The sequence below is a fragment of the Amycolatopsis sp. NPDC004747 genome (genome assembly GCF_053601335.1).
In genome coordinates this window covers 125,477-142,671 of record NZ_JBSGBQ010000022.1, presented here as the reverse complement: position 1 = coordinate 142,671, position 17,195 = coordinate 125,477, and the positions used below count along the sequence as shown (strand labels likewise).

The 17,195-nt window shown below is 71.4% G+C and carries 18 protein-coding genes and 1 tRNA gene; 17 read left to right on the top strand and 2 right to left on the bottom strand.

Going from position 1 to position 17,195, the window contains the following annotated elements:
- Positions 1–6: 6 nt before the first annotated feature.
- From ACWEGE_RS31475 to ACWEGE_RS31435, 9 genes are all read left to right on the top strand, one after another.
- Complete coding sequence (locus ACWEGE_RS31475; RefSeq protein WP_449664072.1) at positions 7–1,209, top strand: sensor histidine kinase; 1,203 nt, start codon at positions 7–9, stop codon at positions 1,207–1,209.
- Positions 1,206–1,811, top strand: coding sequence for a response regulator transcription factor (locus ACWEGE_RS31470; RefSeq protein ID WP_449664071.1), 606 nt, complete (start codon positions 1,206–1,208; stop codon positions 1,809–1,811). The genes ACWEGE_RS31475 and ACWEGE_RS31470 overlap by 4 nt, the downstream gene beginning before the upstream one ends.
- 24 nt (positions 1,812–1,835) lie before the next feature.
- A complete protein-coding gene (locus ACWEGE_RS31465) occupies positions 1,836–2,489 on the top strand; it encodes a YdcF family protein (RefSeq protein WP_449664070.1) in 654 nt (217 codons plus the stop codon).
- A 94-nt stretch (positions 2,490–2,583) separates the two neighbouring features.
- Complete coding sequence (locus ACWEGE_RS31460; RefSeq protein ID WP_449664069.1) at positions 2,584–3,858, top strand: deoxyguanosinetriphosphate triphosphohydrolase; 1,275 nt, start codon at positions 2,584–2,586, stop codon at positions 3,856–3,858.
- Positions 3,859–4,021: 163 nt separating this feature from the next.
- Complete coding sequence (locus tag ACWEGE_RS31455) at positions 4,022–5,104, top strand: serpin family protein (RefSeq protein ID WP_449664068.1); 1,083 nt, start codon at positions 4,022–4,024, stop codon at positions 5,102–5,104.
- On the top strand, positions 5,101–6,918 hold the full coding sequence (locus tag ACWEGE_RS31450) for a glycosyl transferase (RefSeq protein WP_449664067.1): 1,818 nt from the start codon (positions 5,101–5,103) through the stop codon (positions 6,916–6,918). Before ACWEGE_RS31455 ends, ACWEGE_RS31450 begins: the two co-directional genes overlap by 4 nt.
- Positions 6,915–7,454 (top strand): DinB family protein, encoded by a 540-nt coding sequence (locus tag ACWEGE_RS31445; RefSeq protein WP_449664066.1) that lies wholly within the window; start codon positions 6,915–6,917, stop codon positions 7,452–7,454. The genes ACWEGE_RS31450 and ACWEGE_RS31445 overlap by 4 nt, the downstream gene beginning before the upstream one ends.
- 97 nt (positions 7,455–7,551) lie before the next feature.
- Positions 7,552–8,118 (top strand): carboxymuconolactone decarboxylase family protein, encoded by a 567-nt coding sequence (locus tag ACWEGE_RS31440; RefSeq protein ID WP_449664065.1) that lies wholly within the window; start codon positions 7,552–7,554, stop codon positions 8,116–8,118.
- Between the two features lie 63 nt (positions 8,119–8,181).
- On the top strand, positions 8,182–8,952 hold the full coding sequence (locus ACWEGE_RS31435; RefSeq protein ID WP_449664064.1) for a hypothetical protein: 771 nt from the start codon (positions 8,182–8,184) through the stop codon (positions 8,950–8,952).
- Here the strand turns inward: ACWEGE_RS31435 and ACWEGE_RS31430 are convergent.
- Positions 8,924–9,877: a sigma-70 family RNA polymerase sigma factor gene (locus ACWEGE_RS31430; RefSeq protein WP_449664063.1), complete on the bottom strand. Its 954-nt coding sequence runs from the start codon at positions 9,875–9,877 to the stop codon at positions 8,924–8,926. The two genes, ACWEGE_RS31435 and ACWEGE_RS31430, sit on opposite strands and share 29 nt — an antisense overlap.
- A gap of 32 nt (positions 9,878–9,909) precedes the next feature.
- Here ACWEGE_RS31430 and dnaG point away from each other — a divergent pair, with 32 nt between their 5' ends.
- From dnaG to ACWEGE_RS31415, 3 genes are read left to right on the top strand one after another with little or no spacing between them, the layout of a single operon-like run.
- On the top strand, positions 9,910–11,823 hold the full coding sequence (gene dnaG, locus ACWEGE_RS31425; protein WP_449664062.1) for a DNA primase: 1,914 nt from the start codon (positions 9,910–9,912) through the stop codon (positions 11,821–11,823).
- 1 nt (position 11,824) lies between these two features.
- Positions 11,825–12,346 (top strand): hypothetical protein, encoded by a 522-nt coding sequence (locus ACWEGE_RS31420; RefSeq protein WP_449664061.1) that lies wholly within the window; start codon positions 11,825–11,827, stop codon positions 12,344–12,346.
- 48 nt (positions 12,347–12,394) lie between these two features.
- Positions 12,395–13,162, top strand: a complete 768-nt coding sequence (locus ACWEGE_RS31415; RefSeq protein ID WP_449664060.1) for a trans-aconitate 2-methyltransferase — start codon at positions 12,395–12,397, stop codon at positions 13,160–13,162.
- On the opposite strand, the gene ACWEGE_RS31410 is transcribed toward ACWEGE_RS31415, so the two are convergent.
- Positions 13,152–13,322 carry a hypothetical protein gene (locus tag ACWEGE_RS31410; RefSeq protein WP_003097798.1) on the bottom strand — a complete coding sequence of 57 codons (171 nt, stop codon included), beginning with the start codon at positions 13,320–13,322 and terminating at the stop codon, positions 13,152–13,154. The two genes, ACWEGE_RS31415 and ACWEGE_RS31410, sit on opposite strands and share 11 nt — an antisense overlap.
- 167 nt (positions 13,323–13,489) lie before the next feature.
- On the opposite strand from ACWEGE_RS31410, the gene ACWEGE_RS31405 reads away from it, so the two are divergent.
- The 5 genes from ACWEGE_RS31405 to ACWEGE_RS31385 form a co-directional block, all read left to right on the top strand.
- Positions 13,490–13,562, top strand: a tRNA-Asn gene (locus ACWEGE_RS31405).
- Between the two features lie 461 nt (positions 13,563–14,023).
- A complete protein-coding gene (locus ACWEGE_RS31400; protein WP_449664059.1) occupies positions 14,024–14,539 on the top strand; it encodes a hypothetical protein in 516 nt (171 codons plus the stop codon).
- 97 nt (positions 14,540–14,636) lie between these two features.
- Positions 14,637–14,831 carry a hypothetical protein gene (locus tag ACWEGE_RS31395; RefSeq protein ID WP_449664058.1) on the top strand — a complete coding sequence of 65 codons (195 nt, stop codon included), beginning with the start codon at positions 14,637–14,639 and terminating at the stop codon, positions 14,829–14,831.
- A 29-nt stretch (positions 14,832–14,860) separates the two neighbouring features.
- Complete coding sequence (locus tag ACWEGE_RS31390) at positions 14,861–15,271, top strand: hypothetical protein (protein WP_449664057.1); 411 nt, start codon at positions 14,861–14,863, stop codon at positions 15,269–15,271.
- 75 nt (positions 15,272–15,346) lie between these two features.
- On the top strand, positions 15,347–17,195 hold a 1,849-nt coding region (locus tag ACWEGE_RS31385; protein ID WP_449664056.1), incomplete at its 3' end, for a tetratricopeptide repeat protein.

Here is a 17,195-nt window from a genome sequence, read left to right as displayed (position 1 = left end):
ACGGCGATGGCGGAGACCGGGAAACGCAGGTTCGGCCTGGACAGCAAGGAATCGTGGTGGGCCGACCCGCTGCCCGACGCCCGCAACAACGGGCCGGGCGGCTGGCGCTGGCCGTTCATGGCGGTGGTCTTCCTGCTGCCGTTCCTCCTCCCGGTCACGCGCTCGCTGCTGGCCCAGCCCGCGGTCACGCCCGGGCTGGTGCTCACCGCCGTCGTCGTCTACGCCTATTCCGCGTGCTACGCGGTGTTCCCGTACTTCTTCGAGCGGGAACGCCGGGTGAAGCTGGTCTTCTGCGCCACGATGAACGTCCTGGGGCTCGCCTCGCTCGCCATGGCCGCCGGGAGCGGGTTCGTCCTGCTCTACGGCACCGCGGTGACCGTGTTCCTGGTGCCCGCCGCCTGGTCGGTGCTCATCGACCTGCCCACGCTGGCCGTCGGCGCGGTGATCCTGCTGGCCCGAAGCCGGTTCCTGGACGGCTACGGCGACCTGATCACGGTCGGTTCGATCACCCTCGCGATGTTCTTCATGGCCAACCTCGTCCGCGCGGTCCGGCGGCTGGAACGCGCGAACGAGGAGATCGCCACGCTGGCCGTGGCGAACGAGCGGGAGCGGCTGGCCCGCGACCTGCACGACCTGCTCGGGCACAGCCTCACCACGATCACCGTCAAGGCGGGCCTGGCCCGCCGCGTGCTCGAGAGCGCCGGCGACATCCCGCGCGCGGTCGAGGAGATCCGCGAGGTGGAGAGCCTGACCCGCAGCGCGCTCTCCGACGTCCGCGCGACCGTGTCGGCCAACCGCGAGGTGTCGCTGTCGGTGGAGCTGGTCGGGGCGCGGGCGGCGCTGCGGGCCGCGGAGATCGACGCCGACCTGCCGCACGCGGTCGACAACGTCCGGCCGGAGTTCCAGAACCCCTTCGGCTACGTGCTGCGCGAAGCCGTCACGAACGTGCTGCGGCACTCCGGGGCCAAGCGGGTGCGCGTGCGGCTGGGCGGCAACTGGCTGGAGATCGAGGACGACGGCACCGCCACCGGCGTCGTCGCGGGCAACGGCCTGCGCGGGCTCTCCGAGCGGCTGGCCGCCGTCGGGGGCACGCTGCGGACGTCGGCCCGGGCCGGGGGAGGATTGCTCCTGCGGGCTGAGATCCCGCTGCCTGAACCGAGCCCGGCCACCCCGGCCGTGCGCGCCGAACCCGCGGGAGGACTCGCTTGATCCGGGTGCTGCTGGCCGACGACCAGGCCATGGTCCGCGGGGCGCTGGCCACCGTGCTGAGCCTCGAGAACGACATCGAAGTGGTCGGGCAGGTCGGCTCCGGCGACGAGGTGGTGGCCGCCGCCCGCGAGGCCAAGCCGGACGTCGCCCTGCTGGACGTCCAGATGCCCGGCAAGGACGGCCTGGAGGCGGCGGCCGACCTGCGGGCCGCGCTGCCGTCCTGCCGGGTGATCATCTGCACGACGTTCGGCCGTCCCGGCTACCTCGCCCGCGCGATGGCGGCGGGCGCGGCCGGGTTCGTGGTGAAGGACGCGCCGCCGGAGCAGCTGGTCGAAGCCGTCCGCCGGGTCCACAGTGGACTGCGGGTGGTGGATCCGGCGCTGGCCGCGGAATCGCTCGCCACCGGGGCCAGCCCGCTCACCGGCCGGGAGCGGGACGTGCTGCGGGAAGCCAAGGACGGCAGCACGGTGGCCGACGTCGCCCGGGCCTTGCACCTTTCGGAAGGCACGGTCCGCAACCACCTGTCCGCCGCGATCGGCAAGACCGGCGCCCGGACCCGGGCCGAAGCGGTGCGCGTCGCGGAGGAGCGTGGCTGGCTCTGAACCGCCTCTGCCAAAATGGGGCGGGTGGGTACCGCTGAACGCAGCAAACCGTCGCTCGCGAGCTGGGCACGCCGGATCGCCCTCGGCACGCTCCTCGTGCTGGTGGCGCTGGTCGGCGGCACCGCGTTCCGGGTGTGGCAGGTCGCCCGCCAGAACGACCGGACCCCCGCCGACGTGATCGTCGTGCTGGGCGCGGCCCAGTACAACGGCAAGCCGTCGGACATCTACGCCGCCCGGCTGGCGAAGGCCAAGCAGCTCTACGACGCGGGCGTCGCGAAGACGATCGTCACCGCGGGCGGCAAGAAGGCCGAGGACAACTTCACCGAGGCCCGGGCCGGCCAGCTCTGGCTGACCCGGCGCGGGGTGCCGTCGTCGGCGACGCTCGCCGTCGGCGAAGGCAGCGACACGCTGCGGAGCCTGCGAGCGGTCGCCCAGCAGGTCGAGGCCCGCGGCTGGCGGACGGCGGTGCTGGTCAGCGACCCGTGGCACTCCTTCCGCGCCCGGACCATGGCCGGCGACCTCGGCCTGGACGCCTGGACCGCGCCGACGCACAGCGGGCCGATCGTCCAGGAGCGCGTCACCCAGGTGCGGTACATCGTCCGCGAGACCGGCGCGCTGCTGTACTACCGGCTGACGAAGACCCCGGCCGACGATCTGTTCGCGACTTTCCTGGGCTGAGAATTGTCGGTGACATCTGGGGCTTCGCCCCAGGTCGGGGGCTTCGCCACCCGAACCCCCGAAAGATGTCGGTGGCCGCGTTTACGCTGGCCGGGTGAACTACACCGAGCACGACACCGCCCGCCTGCTGCCGGAGCCGGCCAAGGGCGCGGCGCTGCCCGGTGCCCGGGCGGACGGGCGCAGCGCGTTCTCCCGCGACCGGGCCCGGGTGCTGCACTCCGCGGCGCTGCGGCGGCTGGCCGGCAAGACCCAGGTGGTCGGGCCGGGGGAGGGCGCCGAGGTCACCGGCGTCCCGCGCACGCGGCTGACGCACTCGCTGGAGGTCGCGCAGATCGGCCGGGGCATCGCCGACGAGCTGGGCGCCGACCCGGACCTCGTGGACACCGCGGGCCTCGCGCACGACATCGGGCACCCGCCGTTCGGCCACAACGGCGAGCGCGCGCTCGACGAGGTCGCCGGCGTCTGCGGCGGCTTCGAGGGCAACGCGCAGACGCTGCGCATCCTCACCCGGCTGGAGCCCAAGCTGCTCTCCGCCGAGGGTGAGCCGGTGGGGCTCAACCTGACCCGCGCGTGCCTGGACGCGACCACGAAGTACCCGTGGCCGCGGCGGCCGGGGCAGGTGAAGTACGGCGTGTACGGCGACGACGCCGGGGTGTTCGAATGGTTCCGCGCGGGGGCGCCGGCGGAGCAGCGGTGTCTCGAGGCCCAGATCATGGACTGGGCGGACGACGTCGCGTATTCGGTGCACGACGTCGAGGACGGCGTGCTGGCCGGGCGGATCAAGCTGCGCGTGCTCGCCCACCCGGACGAGCGCGCGGCCGTCGCGGAGGCCGCCGCCAAGCACTTCTCGACGCAGTCGGTGTCCACTTTGGAGGATGCGGCCACGGAACTGCTGGCGCTGCCGGCGGTGGCGGCGCTGGTGTCGGCGGAGCCGGACGGGTCACCGGGCGCCCAGGTCGCGTTGAAGCGGCTGACGAGCGAACTGGTCGGCCGCTTCACGACGGCGGCGGTCACCGGCACGCGCGCGAAGTTCGGCGAGGGGCCGCTCGCGCGGTACCGGGCGGACCTGTGCGTCCCGGAGCAGGTGGCGGCGGAGGTGGCCCTGCTGAAGGCACTGGCCCTGCGGTACGTGATGAGCGACCGCCGCCGGCTGGTCATGCAGGAGGGCCAGCGCGAGCTGCTGATCGAGCTGGTCCACGCGCTGGCCCGCCGGGCCCCGGAGTCCCTCGACCCGCTGTTCGTCCCGGCCTGGAACGCGGCGGCGGACGACGCGGGCCTGCTCCGCGTGGTGGTCGACCAGGTCGCCTCCCTCACCGACGCCCAGGCCCACGCCTGGTACTCCTGGCACGTGACCCGCCTCCACCGCTGACCGTGATCGGCCCCTCCAATCACGGGTGATGCCCGCTCAATCACGCGAAATGCCTATTGGCGCACGGCCGGTGCACGGAAAGTTTCGCGGGGATTTGTCATCCTCGGGTGGAGTTGCCCGTGGGCGGCCGGTGGGAGGGTGGCGTTCCGGTAGTCTCGCCCGCATGGCCACGGACAGCCACCTCCGGTTCGCCCTCGCCGTCCACGCGGCCCTCGGTGCCGGGGGCGGAAACACCTGCTTCTCGCCGTATTCGGTGGCCAGTGCGCTGACCCTGGCCGCGCGGGCCGCCCGGGGGCAGACCCGGGAGGAGCTCGTCGCGCTGCTCGGTGACCCGGACGAGCAGGCCGTCCTGCTGCGGGAGGCCGGCCGGCTCACCGGAGACGAGCAGGCCGAGCTGGCCGTCGCCAACACGCTGTGGGCCGACGACCGGCTCCCGCTCGAGGACTCCTTCAAGGCCGAACTCGCCGAGTGGCCGGGGGCCGCCGTCGCGAGCGCCCCGTTCGAAAAAGACCCCGAAGCCGCCCGCGCCTTGATCAACGACGACGTCGGGCGCACCACCCGCGGGCTGATCCCGCAGCTGCTGTCGCCCGGTTCGATCGACGCGGACGTCGCCGCCGTGCTCGTCAACGCGCTCTACCTGAAGGCCGCGTGGAAACTGCCGTTCCGCGAAGCCAACACCAGCGACGCGCCGTTCCACGCCCCGTCCGGCACCCGTGACGTCCCGACCATGTGGCTCGGCGAGAACCTCGGCTACGCGCACACCGGCGGCTGGCAGGCGGTGCAGCTGGCCGCGGCCGGTGGCCTGCAGGCCGTCGTGCTGCTGCCCGACGGCGACCTCGCCGAGGCGGAAACCGGGCTCGGCCGCGCCGAGCTGACGGGCCTGCTCGGCAAGATCCGCTTCAAGCGGGTCGAACTCTCGCTCCCCAAGATCTCGCTCGACGTGTCCAGCACGCTCGGCGGCGTGCTGCGCGGCCTCGGCGTGTCCACGCTGTTCACCGACCGGGCCGACCTGACCGGCCTCTCGCCGGACCCGCGGCTGACCGTGTCCGAGGTGCTGCACCAGGCCGTGCTGCGCGTCGACGAACAGGGCTTCGAGGGGGCCGCCGCCACCGCGCTGGTCATGCGCCTCACCTCGATGATGATCGACGAACCGGTCGCCGTCACCGTGGACCGGCCGTTCCTGCTGCTGGTCCGGCACGCCGGCACCGGGGCGCTCTACTTCCTCGCCAGGGTGGTCGAACCGTGAGCCTGAAGTCCGAAGCCGTTCCCGAGCTGGTGCCGCCCGCTCCCGAACCGCCCGAAGGGCCGAAGCGCTGGGCGTGGCCGGACTCCGCGATCGCCGGCGGCTTCCTGCTGTTCACGGTCCTGCTCTACAACGGCCTCTGGTTCGACCTCAAGCGCGGCTACCTCTGGAACGGCGGCGCCGACCAGAGCCAGTGGGAGTGGTACTCGACGGTCGTCGCGAAGGCCGTCCTGCACTTCCAGAACCCGTTCACCACGGACCTGCAGAACTACCCCCGCGGCGTCAACATGGCGGCGAACGCGGCGATGTTCGGCCTGAACGTCCCGCTGGCGCCCCTCACGCTCACCTTCGGCGCGACGCTCACCTGGGCGATCGTGCTCACCGCCGGTCTCGCCGGCACCGCGACCGGCTGGTACTGGGTGTTCTCCCGCCACCTGGTGCCGAACCGGACGGCGGCCGCGATCGGCGGTGCGTTCTGCGGCTTCGCGCCGCCGATGATCTCGCACGGCAACGCGCACCCGAACTTCGTCGTGCTGTTCGTGCTGCCGTTCATCGCGCTCAAGACGATCCAGATCGCGCGCAACGAGCGCCCGGTCCGCAACGGCATCGTGCTCGGGCTGCTCGTCGCCTGGCAGATCCTGCTGGGCGAAGAGCCCCTGGCCATCTTCGCGCTCACGTTCCTCGTGTTCGCGGTCGCGTACCTGGTCCCGCACCGCGCCCGGATCCGCGGCATGCTGGCCCCGCTGGGCAAGGGCATCGGGATCGGCGCGGTCGTCGCCCTGCTGATCGCCGGATTCCCGTTGTACTGGCAGTTCTTCGGCCCGCAGAGCTTCCACTCGCTGCTGCACGGCTCGGCGGGCAACGACACGGCGGCCTTCACGCGCTTCGCGACGCAGTCGATCGCCGGCGCGCCCGAGGCGGCCGCGGACGTCTCGATGAACCGCACCGAGGAGAACGCGTTCTTCGGCTGGCCGCTGATCGTGCTCGTGGTGGTGCTGACGATCTGGCTGTGGCGCGACGTCGTTTCGCGGGCGCTCGCGATCACGACGTACGTGATGGCCCTGCTTTCCCTGGGCGTCGAGATCACCGTGGCGCACGACGACACCGGCATCGCCGGCCCGTGGAAGTGGCTGGGCCAGTTGCCGCTGCTCGACTCCGTGCTCGAGTCCCGGCTCGCGATGGGCTGCATCCCGGCGGTCGGCGCGCTCCTGGCGATCGCGACGCACCGCGTCTGGACGGCGGCGGCCGAGCAGCCGGCGCCGGTCGACGGCAAACCCGCGTTCCCGCTGCGGATGATCTGGATCGGCGCGGTGGTGGCGGTGCTGCTGCCGATCGCGCCGACGGAGCTGGTGACGCACCAGCGGCCCCTCTCGCCGCCGTTCTTCGCCGACGGCATCTGGCGCCAGTACGTCGCCCCGGGCGGTTCGCTGGTGCCGGTGCCGCTGCCGAGCACGGGGGAGGCCGAGCCGCTGCACTGGCAAGTCGACGCGGGCCTCGGCTACCCGATGCCGGAGGGCTACTTCGTCGGCCCCACCTCCCCGGACGACCGCCGCGGCCGCTACGGCGCCGTCCCGTTGCCGACGTCGGACCTGTTCGCGCAGGTCGAGCGCACCGGCCAGGCGGCGCAGGTCACCGAGGGCGACCGCACCCAGGCGCTCGCGGACCTGCGCGCCTGGAACGCGGACGTGCTCGTGGTCGGACCGCGGCAGAACCAGGAAGCGCTGAAGTCCACTGTGGAACTGCTGCTGCGGAAGCCCGCGGAGTTCGTCGGCGGGGTGTGGATCTGGGACGTCCGCCCGCTGACGGCGTCGTCGTGACCACTGTGGACGAACAGGGCCGTCCCGAACCGCCCCTCGACGGCGACGAAGCCACCACGCTGCTCGGTTTCCTCGACTTCCACCGCGCGACGCTGGCCTGGAAGTGCGCCGGCCTGGGCGAGGCGGGCCTGCGCGCGACCCACCCGCCGTCCACGATGACGTTCGGCGGCCTGCTCAAGCACCTGGCCTACGTGGAGGACAACTGGTTCTCCCACGTGCTGCTCGGCCGGGACCGGATGGCCCCGTTCCACGCGGTCGACTGGGCGGCAGCACCGGACTGGGACTGGGATTCCGCGGCCGTCGACACCCCGGAGCAGCTGCACGGGCTCTGGGCGGAGGCGGTCGGGCGGTCGCGCGCGGCGGTGACCGGAGCACTGGCGAACGGCGGCCTGGCGCAGCGCGCCCGGCGTCCCCGGCGCGACGGCAGCGTGCCGACGCTGCGCTGGATCCTGGTCCACATGGTCGAGGAGTACTCCCGCCACAACGGCCACGCCGACCTGCTGCGCGAGTCGATCGACGGCAGCACGGGCGAATAGCCGGGCCGACCCCGGTGGCGCGGCTCACACCGCCGGTCGTCACGTCTTGCGGCGCTGTCTCGTCCAGCGCGTAAGCCGCCAGACGAAGGAGACCGAAATGTCGCGCATCCCCGCCAAGAAGACGTCCGAAGCCGGGCTCTTCCTCAAGCTCGTCTACCGGATCGCCGGCCGCCGCTTCGGCGCCGTGCCCGAGCCGATGGCCGTCACCGCGCACCACCCCGGGCTGCTGCGGGCGTCCGTGGCCCACGAGCTGCTGGCCGAGCGGGCGTCGAAGAAGCTGCCGGCGAACGTGCGGGAGCTCGCCGTCTACCGGGTCGCGACCCGGATCGGCTGCTCCTGGTGCGTCGACTTCGGCACCATGCTGCAGAAGCACGACGGCCTCGACATCGAGCGCCTCACGAAGATCGACGACTACGCGACCTCGCCCGCCTTCAGCCGTCAGGAGCGGCTCGCGCTCGCCTACGCCGACGCGATGTCCGGCGACCGGGTGACGGTGACCGACGAGCAGGTCGCCGAGCTCGAGCGCGAGTTCGGCCGCGACGGCGTCCTGGAGCTGACCTACCAGGTCGCGCTGGAGAACTCCCGGGCCCGGATGAACAGCGCGCTCGGCATCGTCGACCAGGGGTTCACCTCCGGTGACGCCTGCCGGGTCCCGCTCCCGTAGGAGGCGCCGAACCCGACCCCGGTGGGACGCGCCGCCGGGGTCCGCCGCGGGACCGTTCTGCGCATGCACCTCGTCGCCAGTGAACGAATCAAGCTCTTCAGCATCGCCACGCCCTGGGTGTGCGGCATCTTCACCCTGGTCGCGCTCGCCATGCCGGCCGCGATCACCGCGCTCAGCGCCGGCGAAGCCCACCTGCCGCCCACGGTCGCGAGCACCCAGTTCGGCTACCAGCTCGCCCTGGTCGCCGTACTGGTGCTGGGCGCGCTCGCGGTGACCGGGGAGTACCACTCCGGCACGATCCACGGCACCTTCCAGGCCGTGCCGAGCCGGACGCCGGTGCTGCTGGCCAAGGCCGCCCTTGTCGCCGGGTACGCGTTTTTGCTGGGCGAAGCCGCCGCGTTCACTGCCTGGCTGGTGGCGCGGGTCCTCGCCCCGGACGCCGACCTGGCGCTGGACAGCGCCGCGGACTGGCGGATCGTCGCCGGGACCGGCCCGGTGTTCGCGCTGGCCGCCGTCTGCGGGGTCGGCGTCGGCCTGCTCCTGCGCCACACCGCCGGCGCGGTCGCGGTGCTCGTCGGCTACCCGCTGATGGCGGAGAACGTCGTCCTGCTGATCCCGCGCGCCGGGCAGGCGATCCACCGCTGGCTGCCGCTGAACGCCGTCACGAAGTTCCTCAGCGGGAGCGGGGAGGCCAATGCGGGCCGGGACGGCGGCAACGCCGGCGTCCTGTCCGATTCGCCGCTGAGCCCGGGCTGGGCGCTGGCCTACTTCGGGGCCTTCGCCGCCGTCCTGCTGGCCGCCGGGATCACGAAGGTTCGTCGCCGGGACGCGTGATCCGCGCCAGCTTTTCGGGGTTGACGATGTCGTAGATCGCCACGATCTTCCCGTCGCGGATGGTGACCGCCTGGACGTGCTCGTCGAGGTCGAGGAAGCCGTCCCGGCCCGGCTGCGGAGCGAGGTGCATGCCCAGGTCGCCGTTGACGAGCACCGGGGTGCCGGTGGTGAGGATCCCCGGCGCGTACTTCCGCGTGAGGCCGATGAAGAACCGGGCGATCTTGTCCGCGCCGACGATGAGGTTGCGGGTGGTCCGGCCCTTGCCGTTCGAGTCGCCGACGAGCACGACGTCCGGCGCGAGCAGCTCGGTCATCGCCCGGATGTCGCCCTGCTGCAGGGCGATGACGAACTTTTCGAGGACCTTCGCCTGGTCGTCCAGGGGGACGCGCGGTGCCGGGTCGGCGTCGGCCAGTGCCTTCCGGCCGCGGGAGGCGTACTGGCGCGCGGCGTCGGCCGAGACGCCGAGCGCGTCCGCGATCTCGGCGAACGGCACCGAGAAGGCGTCGTGCAGCACGAACGCGACGCGTTGCTCCGGCGTCAGCTTGTCGAGGACGACCAGCGCGGCCATCCGCAGGCCGTCGTCACGGACGGCGACGTCCAGCGGGTCTTCGCTGACCGGCCGCCCGAACGGTGTCACGACCGGCTCCGGCAGCCAGTTGCCCACGTACTTCTCGCGCTGCGCGGCGGCCGACTTGAGCCGGTCGAGGCAGATCCGGCCGACGACCGTGGTCAGCCAGCCGCGCAGGTCGCGGATCGCCGCGCGGCCGGCGTCGTCGAGCCCGGCCAGCCGCAGCCAGGACTCCTGGACGGCGTCCTCGGCGTCGGCGCGGGTGCCGGTCAGGCGGTAGGCCACCCCGATCAGGTGGCTGCGGTGCGCGGCGAACTCCGCGGCGAGCGTGTCCTGGGCGGTGGGCGTGGTGGCCATGCCCCGAGTGTGCCGCAACGGGCAAGACTAGAGTGGAAGACGTGGCAGGACGGATTCGGGAGAGCGACATCGCGGAGGTGCGCGAGCGGAACCGGATCGACGAGGTCGTCGGGGAGTACGTGGCGCTGCGCCGCGCCGGCGGGGGCAGCCTGAAGGGCCTCTGCCCGTTCCACAACGAGAAGACCCCGTCGTTCAACGTCCGCCCGACGCACGGCACCTTCCACTGCTTCGGCTGTGGCGAGGGCGGCGACGTGATCAAGTTCATCCAGAAGATCGACCTGATCTCGTTCGTGGAGGCCGTCGAGCGGCTGGCCGACCGGGTCGGCATCCGGCTCACCTACGAGGGCGGCGGCGCGACGATCCAGCGCGACCGCGGCAGCCGCACCCGGCTGGTCGAGGCCCATCGCCTCGCCCAGGAGTTCTACGCCGAGCAGCTGGTCACCGACGAGGCGCGCCCGGCGCGGGACTTCCTGTCCGAGCGCGGGTTCGACGCGTCGATGGCGAAGACGTTCGGCTGCGGGTACGCCCCCGGCGGCTGGGACAAGCTGACGAAGTTCCTGCTCAACCGTGGTTTCGAGGTCAAGGAACTGCTCACCGCGGGATTGTCCAAGGAGGGCCAGCGCGGCCCGATGGACCGCTTCCACCGGCGGCTGGTCTGGCCGATCCGCGACGTCGGCAACGACGTCGTCGGCTTCGGCGCGCGGCGGCTGTTCGACGACGACCGGATCTCGGCGAAGTACCTCAACACCGCCGAGTCGCCGATCTACAAGAAGTCCCAGGTCATGTTCGGTCTCGACCTGGCCAAGCGCGAGATCGCGAAGCGGCACCAGGTCGTGGTGGTCGAGGGCTACACCGACGTGATGGCGATGCACGCCTCGGGCGTGCCGACGGCGGTGGCGTCGTCGGGCACGGCGTTCGGCGAGGACCACATGAAGGTGCTTCGCCGGCTGATGATGGACGACGACGCCTTCCGCGGCGAAGTCATCTTCACCTTCGACGGCGACGAAGCGGGCCAGAAGGCGGCGCTGAAGGCGTTCGAGGGCGACCAGACGTTCGCCGGCCAGACCTACATCGCGGTGGCACCGGACGGCATGGACCCCTGCGAGCTGCGGCTGGCCAAGGGCGACAGCGCGGTGAAGGACCTGGTCGCCCGGCGGACGCCGCTGTTCGAGTTCGTCATCCGCAGCACGCTGAAGAACTACGACCTCGACTCGGTCGACGGGCAGGTCGCGGCGCTGCAGAAGACGGTGCCGATGGTGGCGTCGATCAAGGACCGCGCGGCCCGCGACGGCTACGCGTCGAAGCTCGCCTGGTGGGTGGGCTGGCAGGACGTGGCGCAGGTGGTCAACCGCGTCCGCGGCAGCGCGGGCGCGACGGACAAGCGCGGCGGGGCACCGCTGCGGCAGCCGGCGCGGGCCCAGGCGGCGCCGGCCGCCCCGACGCAGGACGTCGCCCGGCCGGCCCCGAAGGACCCGCGGTTCGCCGTGCAGCGCGAGGCGCTGAAGGCGGCGCTGCAGCAGCCCGCGATCGCCGGGCCGGAGTACGACGCGTTGCCGCTGGAGGCGTTCACGCACCCGGTGTACGTCGCGGTCCACGAGGCGGTGCTGAAGGCCGGTGGCGCGGGTTCGGGCCTGACCGGCCCGGCGCTGCTGGACGCGGCGGCCCCGCACTGTCCGGAGGGGACGGTCCGGCGGGTGCTGTCCGAGCTGGCCGTGGAACCCTTGCAGGCCAAGGACGAAGTCGACTCGCGGTACATCTCGTCGATCCTCGCGCGGCTGCAGGAGGGCCTGGTCGGGCGGCAGATCGCGGAGATCAAGGGGAAGCTGCAGCGGCTGTCGCCGGTCGAAGCGCCGGACGACTACCGCGCGCTGTTCGGCGACCTCGTCGCGCTGGAGCAGTACAAGAAGTCGCTGGGCGAGCAGGCCGCCGCCGGCGCGTGGGGCTGAGATGAACCTCCTGCGCCGGTTGCTGGGCGACCGCACGCCCGCGGGGTTCGCCGGGGTGCTGGCGCCGGGCGAGGACGTCGTGGACAGCGCCGCCGTCGAGGGTGGCGGGCACCTGGTGGTGACGGCGCTCGGCCTGTGGATCCCGTCCGGCGAGGGGCCGCGCCGCGTCGGCTGGCACCTGATCGGCAAGGCGGCCTGGGCGGACGGCGTGTTCACGCTGACGGAGTCGGCCGAGGTCGGCACGGCGGGTTCGGCGGTCGTGCTGGCCGACCTCCCGCCGGTGCGGTTCCGGCTGCCGTCGCCGGGCAAGGTGCCGCGCGAGGCCTACCAGCGCGTCGAGGGCTCGATCCGCTCGCGGCACCGCCAGGAGATCGGCGCCGGCGGCGCGTGGTTCGTCCAGCGCAAGGTGCCCGGCCGCGACGGCACCGTGCTGCAGGTCCGGCCGGACCGCGGCACCGACGTCTCGCTGGTCGAGGCCATCGCCGAGCAGGTCGCCGCGAAGCTGGTCAACCCGGCCGAGTAGCAGTACGCTCGTACTCAGTACAGGCGTACTGTTATCCGGGAGGCCGTCGTGTGGGATCCGGGCAAGTACCTCGACTACGCCGACCTGCGGGCCCGGCCGTTCTACGACCTGGTCTCCCGCATCGGGGCCGCGTCGCCGCGCCGCGTCGTCGACCTGGGCTGCGGCCCGGGCAACCTGACGGTGTCGCTGCGCGACCGCTGGCCCTCGGCGACGCTCGAGTGCGGCGACAGTTCACCCGAAATGGTGGCGGCGGCCCGGGCACGCGGCCTCGACGCGGCGTTGCTGGACGTCCGCGACTGGACGCCGGCGCCGGACACCGACGTCGTGGTGTCGAACGCCGTCCTGCAGTGGGTGCCGGACCACGCTTCGCTGCTCCGCCGGTGGGCGGGTTCACTGCCCGCGGGCGCGTACCTGGCGGTGCAGGTGCCGGGCAACTTCAACGCGCCTTCACACGCGCTGACCCGCGAACTGGCGGCGTCCCCGGCCTGGTCGTCCCGCCTGGCCGAGGTGGTGCTGCGCGAGGACGACGCGGTGTCGACCCCGCTGGAGTACGCGAACCTCCTGGCCGACGCCGGGTGTGACGTCGACGCCTGGGAAACGACGTACGTCCAGCCGTTGCGCGGCCCGTCGCCGGTGCTGGAGTGGATCACGGGCACGGCGCTGCGCCCGATCCGCGCGGCCCTGCCCGACGCCGAGTGGGAGCGGTTCCGCGCATCGCTGGAGCCGCTCTTGCGTGAGGCCTACCCACCCCGGGCCGACGGCGTCACGTGGTTCGAGTTCCGCCGCGTGTTCTTCGTGGCCCGCGTCAGCGCTTGAGCTTCTCACCGATCTTGGCCCGCGCCACCCCGGCGGCGCCCTGGACCATCGGGTGGTCGACGACCCGGCGGTAGGTGCGCACGAGCTGCTCGTACCGCCCCCGGCCTGCCTTGGCGCCCAGTACGTACCCCAGGCCTGCCCCCAGCAGGAACTTCTTCATCCGCGTCCACGCCTTCCGTCGTTAGGTCGTCCGACTGTCCATTGTCCAGGAAAACCGGCCGGACGGGGGCGGTTGCGCTAAGTGGGGGGTGGTGTGAGGGTGGGTACGGGCATGGTCTAAAGTTCTTCTTGTCGGTCGGAGAGACCGGCACCGGAAGTGAGCAACATTCCCCTGTAGCTCAACTGGCAGAGCATTCGGCTGTTAACCGGAGGGTTCTTGGTTCGAGTCCAAGCGGGGGAGCAAAGCCCAGGTCAACGACCTGGGCTTTTTTGCTACCCCTGAGTAGGGTCGATCTTGCGGTCGGCCTGGTGGCAAGCCGGGCCCCTGTGGTGGGACGGTGCGGACCGCAACGTCGGTGTCCACCGGACCGGACAAGGCGCTCGGTGCCACCGTCGCCTACACCCGCGACGCCACGAACCGCATCGTGCTACACCGCCGACGGGGACAGCCCCGACCTCACGCTCACTGGCAAGCTCACGTCGCTGTCATTGCGCTCTACACGAGCTGGGGGCGGGTACGCGGTCCAGGGGAAAAGGAAGTTTCGGCTTCTTCCACGGCCGGAAGCGGGCGAACTTCCACACCAGGCTCAGCGCGGCATTCGGCAAGCCCATGATCAATCAGCCGGAAACTTCGGCTGCCGTACCCTGTCGGTCGGCAGCGCATGTCAGCACGCATCCCGAGAAGGGACTGCACGGTTCGCCATGGCATTGGGGATGGAAGACCGTTCGGAGGAGTTCCTCGAGCATGCCCGCCGTGCCTATGGCGACCTCCAGAACCCGTACTACGGGTTCTTCTCCGACGCGCTGAGGGACAACCGGTGGAAGCCGCTCCTGGACGGATTCAGGGAGTTCCTCGACGTCGAGGACTGGACCGACCCGCTGGACGTCAGTGTTTCGTATACCCTGCAACCGCATCGCCGGAGCCGGTCGGGCTGGTCGCTGTGGTTGTCGGCGGTCGGGCCGTACGCGTTCTTGGCGTACGGCGACGCCCCCGACACGCCATTGGCACGTGCCGACGTGGTCACCGGTGCCGACGAAAACCGGCCCCTGGAAGAAAAGCGGATCATCGAGCTGCTCCGGGAAGCCGGGCTGACCTTGCTCAGCGCCGAAGAGGTCGAGGCGACCGTGGATTTTCACCCGCCGGACGGTCGATTCCCGGTGTCCACGTTCGCGATGCTCTTCGGTGAGTCGGACGTGCCTTGGTGGCATGGCGGATAGGCAGTTGTGGTTCACGCGGTAGACCAGCGTCGCCGAGGCCGAGTTCTTCGTCGCGAACGGTGGTGTCCGGGCCAACGACGGGAAGACGCTGCCGCCGGTGCTCGACATCGAGCACAACCGGTATTCGGCCGCGAACTGGGCGGGCTGGTGCTCCAACCGGCGTGAGCCATGGAAAGAGCGGGTTGAGTGCACCTCGTTGAGCATGCTCGGCGGCATGAGCGGACGTTTGGGATGTGGGTGGTTCGGTGTGGCTTGTAGCGGTCTGCTCGGTTCGGTCGATACTGAAGGCTGAGGGTCCGATGTCCAGGCGAGGGGGTTGGTGTGATCGAGTCGGTGGAGCTGGTGGTGGCTGCGCTGGCGGCCGGTGCTGCGGCGGGTGCGAAAGAGACAGCATCGACGGCGGTGAAGGATGCTTATGTGGGGGTGAAGTCGCTGGCTGTGCGGGCGCTGCGCCGCGCGGAGCCGGTGCCGGCCGAGGTTGTGGAGCTGGTGGAGGCTGATGCGGTCACGTCTGCCGGGGAGAAGAGCGGCACTGTGGGGCGGAGTGAGCTCACCGCTGCGCTGACCGCAGCGGACGCCGGGGTCGACGAGGAACTGTTGGCGGCGGCGCTGAAGGTGCTGGAGCTGACCGACCCCGACAGGACCCGCGCGGGCAAGTATCGGGTCCTGCTGCACAGCAACAAAGGCGTGCAGGTGGGGGATCACAACACCCAGACCAACACCTTCCACTGAATCGGCCCCTCGATGTCCACCAACCCGCCTTCCCCGCACCCGAACCCTCCTCACTCTGCTGGCTCGCTGCCGCCCGTGCACGAGGTGAACAACAGTCAGGGTGTGCAAGCCGGCAATAGCAACATCCAGCACAACTATTACAACTCCGTCACGCAGGCTCCACTGCCCGCGATCGAGACGGTGCGTGTGGTGCCGGGCCTGTCCAGGATCCCTGTCGATACGTCGCTGTTCGTGGGCCGCTTCGGTGAGCTGGAACAGCTCGAGGAAGTGTTGAGTGGTTCCGGGCGGGCGACTGTGGTTGCGGTGCACGGTCTGGGTGGGGTGGGTAAGAGCACGCTGGCTGCCCGGTTCGCGCACCAGCACGCCGACCGGTTCGGGTTCCGGTGGTGGATCACCGCGGACTCCGCGGCCGCCCTCGATACCGGCTTGGCCAACCTCGCCGAAACCCTCCAGCCCGCCACCGCGGACCTGCCGATGGAGCAGCGCAATGCGCTGGGTGCGCGATGGCTGGCGACCCATGACGACTGGTTGCTGGTGCTGGACAACGTGACCAGTCCGCAGGATGTGGCGGAGTTGTTGAGCCGGGTGCGAACAGGCACGGTCGTGATCACCAGTCGGCAGCGCTCGGGGTGGCGGCTCGGGGAGACGTTGGCGCTGGATGTGCTCGCCGAGGACGAGGCGGTGGAGCTCCTGACCCGGATTGTGCGGTTGGAGTGGCCGGAGGCGGACCTGGCCGGCGCGGAGCGGTTGTGCGGTGAGCTGGGGTGGCTGCCGCTGGCTGTCGAGCAGGCGGCTGCGTACCTGGCTCAGACTCGGACCAGTCCTGCTGCCTATCTGGATTTGCTGGCGCGGTTTCCGGCGCGGATCTTCACCGCGACGGCGGAGGGTGGTGACGCGCAGCGGACGATGGCGCGGGTCTGGCACGTGACCCTCGACCGCCTGGCCGACACTCCGGCTGCGGGGCGGGTGCTGCGGCAACTGGCCTGGTTCGCCCCGAACGAGATCCCCCGCTACCTGCTGGCGGGGGAGGTAGAGGAACCGGAATTGTCTGAGGTGCTGGGCCGGCTGGCCGCCTACAGCATGATCACCCTGACCGGGAACAGCGTGGCCGTGCATCGTCTGGTTCAGGCGGTCACCCGCACACCCGACCAGACCGAACCGCACCGTCAACCCGCCGACATCGCCACCGCCCGCGACAGCACCGCGACCTGTTTGGCGGTCGCCGTCTCGGGTCTGGATCCGCGCTCTCCCGGGGACTGGCCTGCCTATCGGATGGTCTTGCCGCACGCGCGGGCTCTGCTGGAACACGCCACGCCCGACACCGACACCATTCAGAGCGCCCGACTGCTCAATGAACTGGGCCGCTACTTCAAAGCGCAGGGCGACCTCGGCACCGCCATTGACTACCTCACCCGAGCCTGCAACAGTTGCCAACGCCTCAACGGCCACGAGCACCCGAACACGCTGACCTCGCGGAACAACCTGGCGGGCGCCTACGAATCGGTGGGTGATCTCGGGCGGGCGATTCCGCTGTATGAGGCCACCCTCGTCGATCGGGAGCGAGTGCTGGGACCTGACCACCCTGCCACGCTGCTCTCGCGGAACAACCTGGCGGCCGCGTACCAGTCGGTGGGTGATCTCGGGCGGGCGATTCCGCTGTATGAGGCCACCCTCGTCGATCGGGAGCGGGTGCTGGGACCCGACCATCCTGACACGCTGCTCTCGCGGAGCAACCTGGCCTACGCCTACCAGGGGTTGGGTGATGTGGAGCGGGCGATGCCTCTGTTGGAGGCCAGCGTCGCCGACAGCGAGCGGGTGCTGGGACCCGACCACCCCGACGCGCTGCTCTCGCGGAGCAATCTGGCGGCCGCGTACCAGTCGGTGGGTGATCTGGAGCGGGCATTCCCTCTGTTGGAGGCCAGCT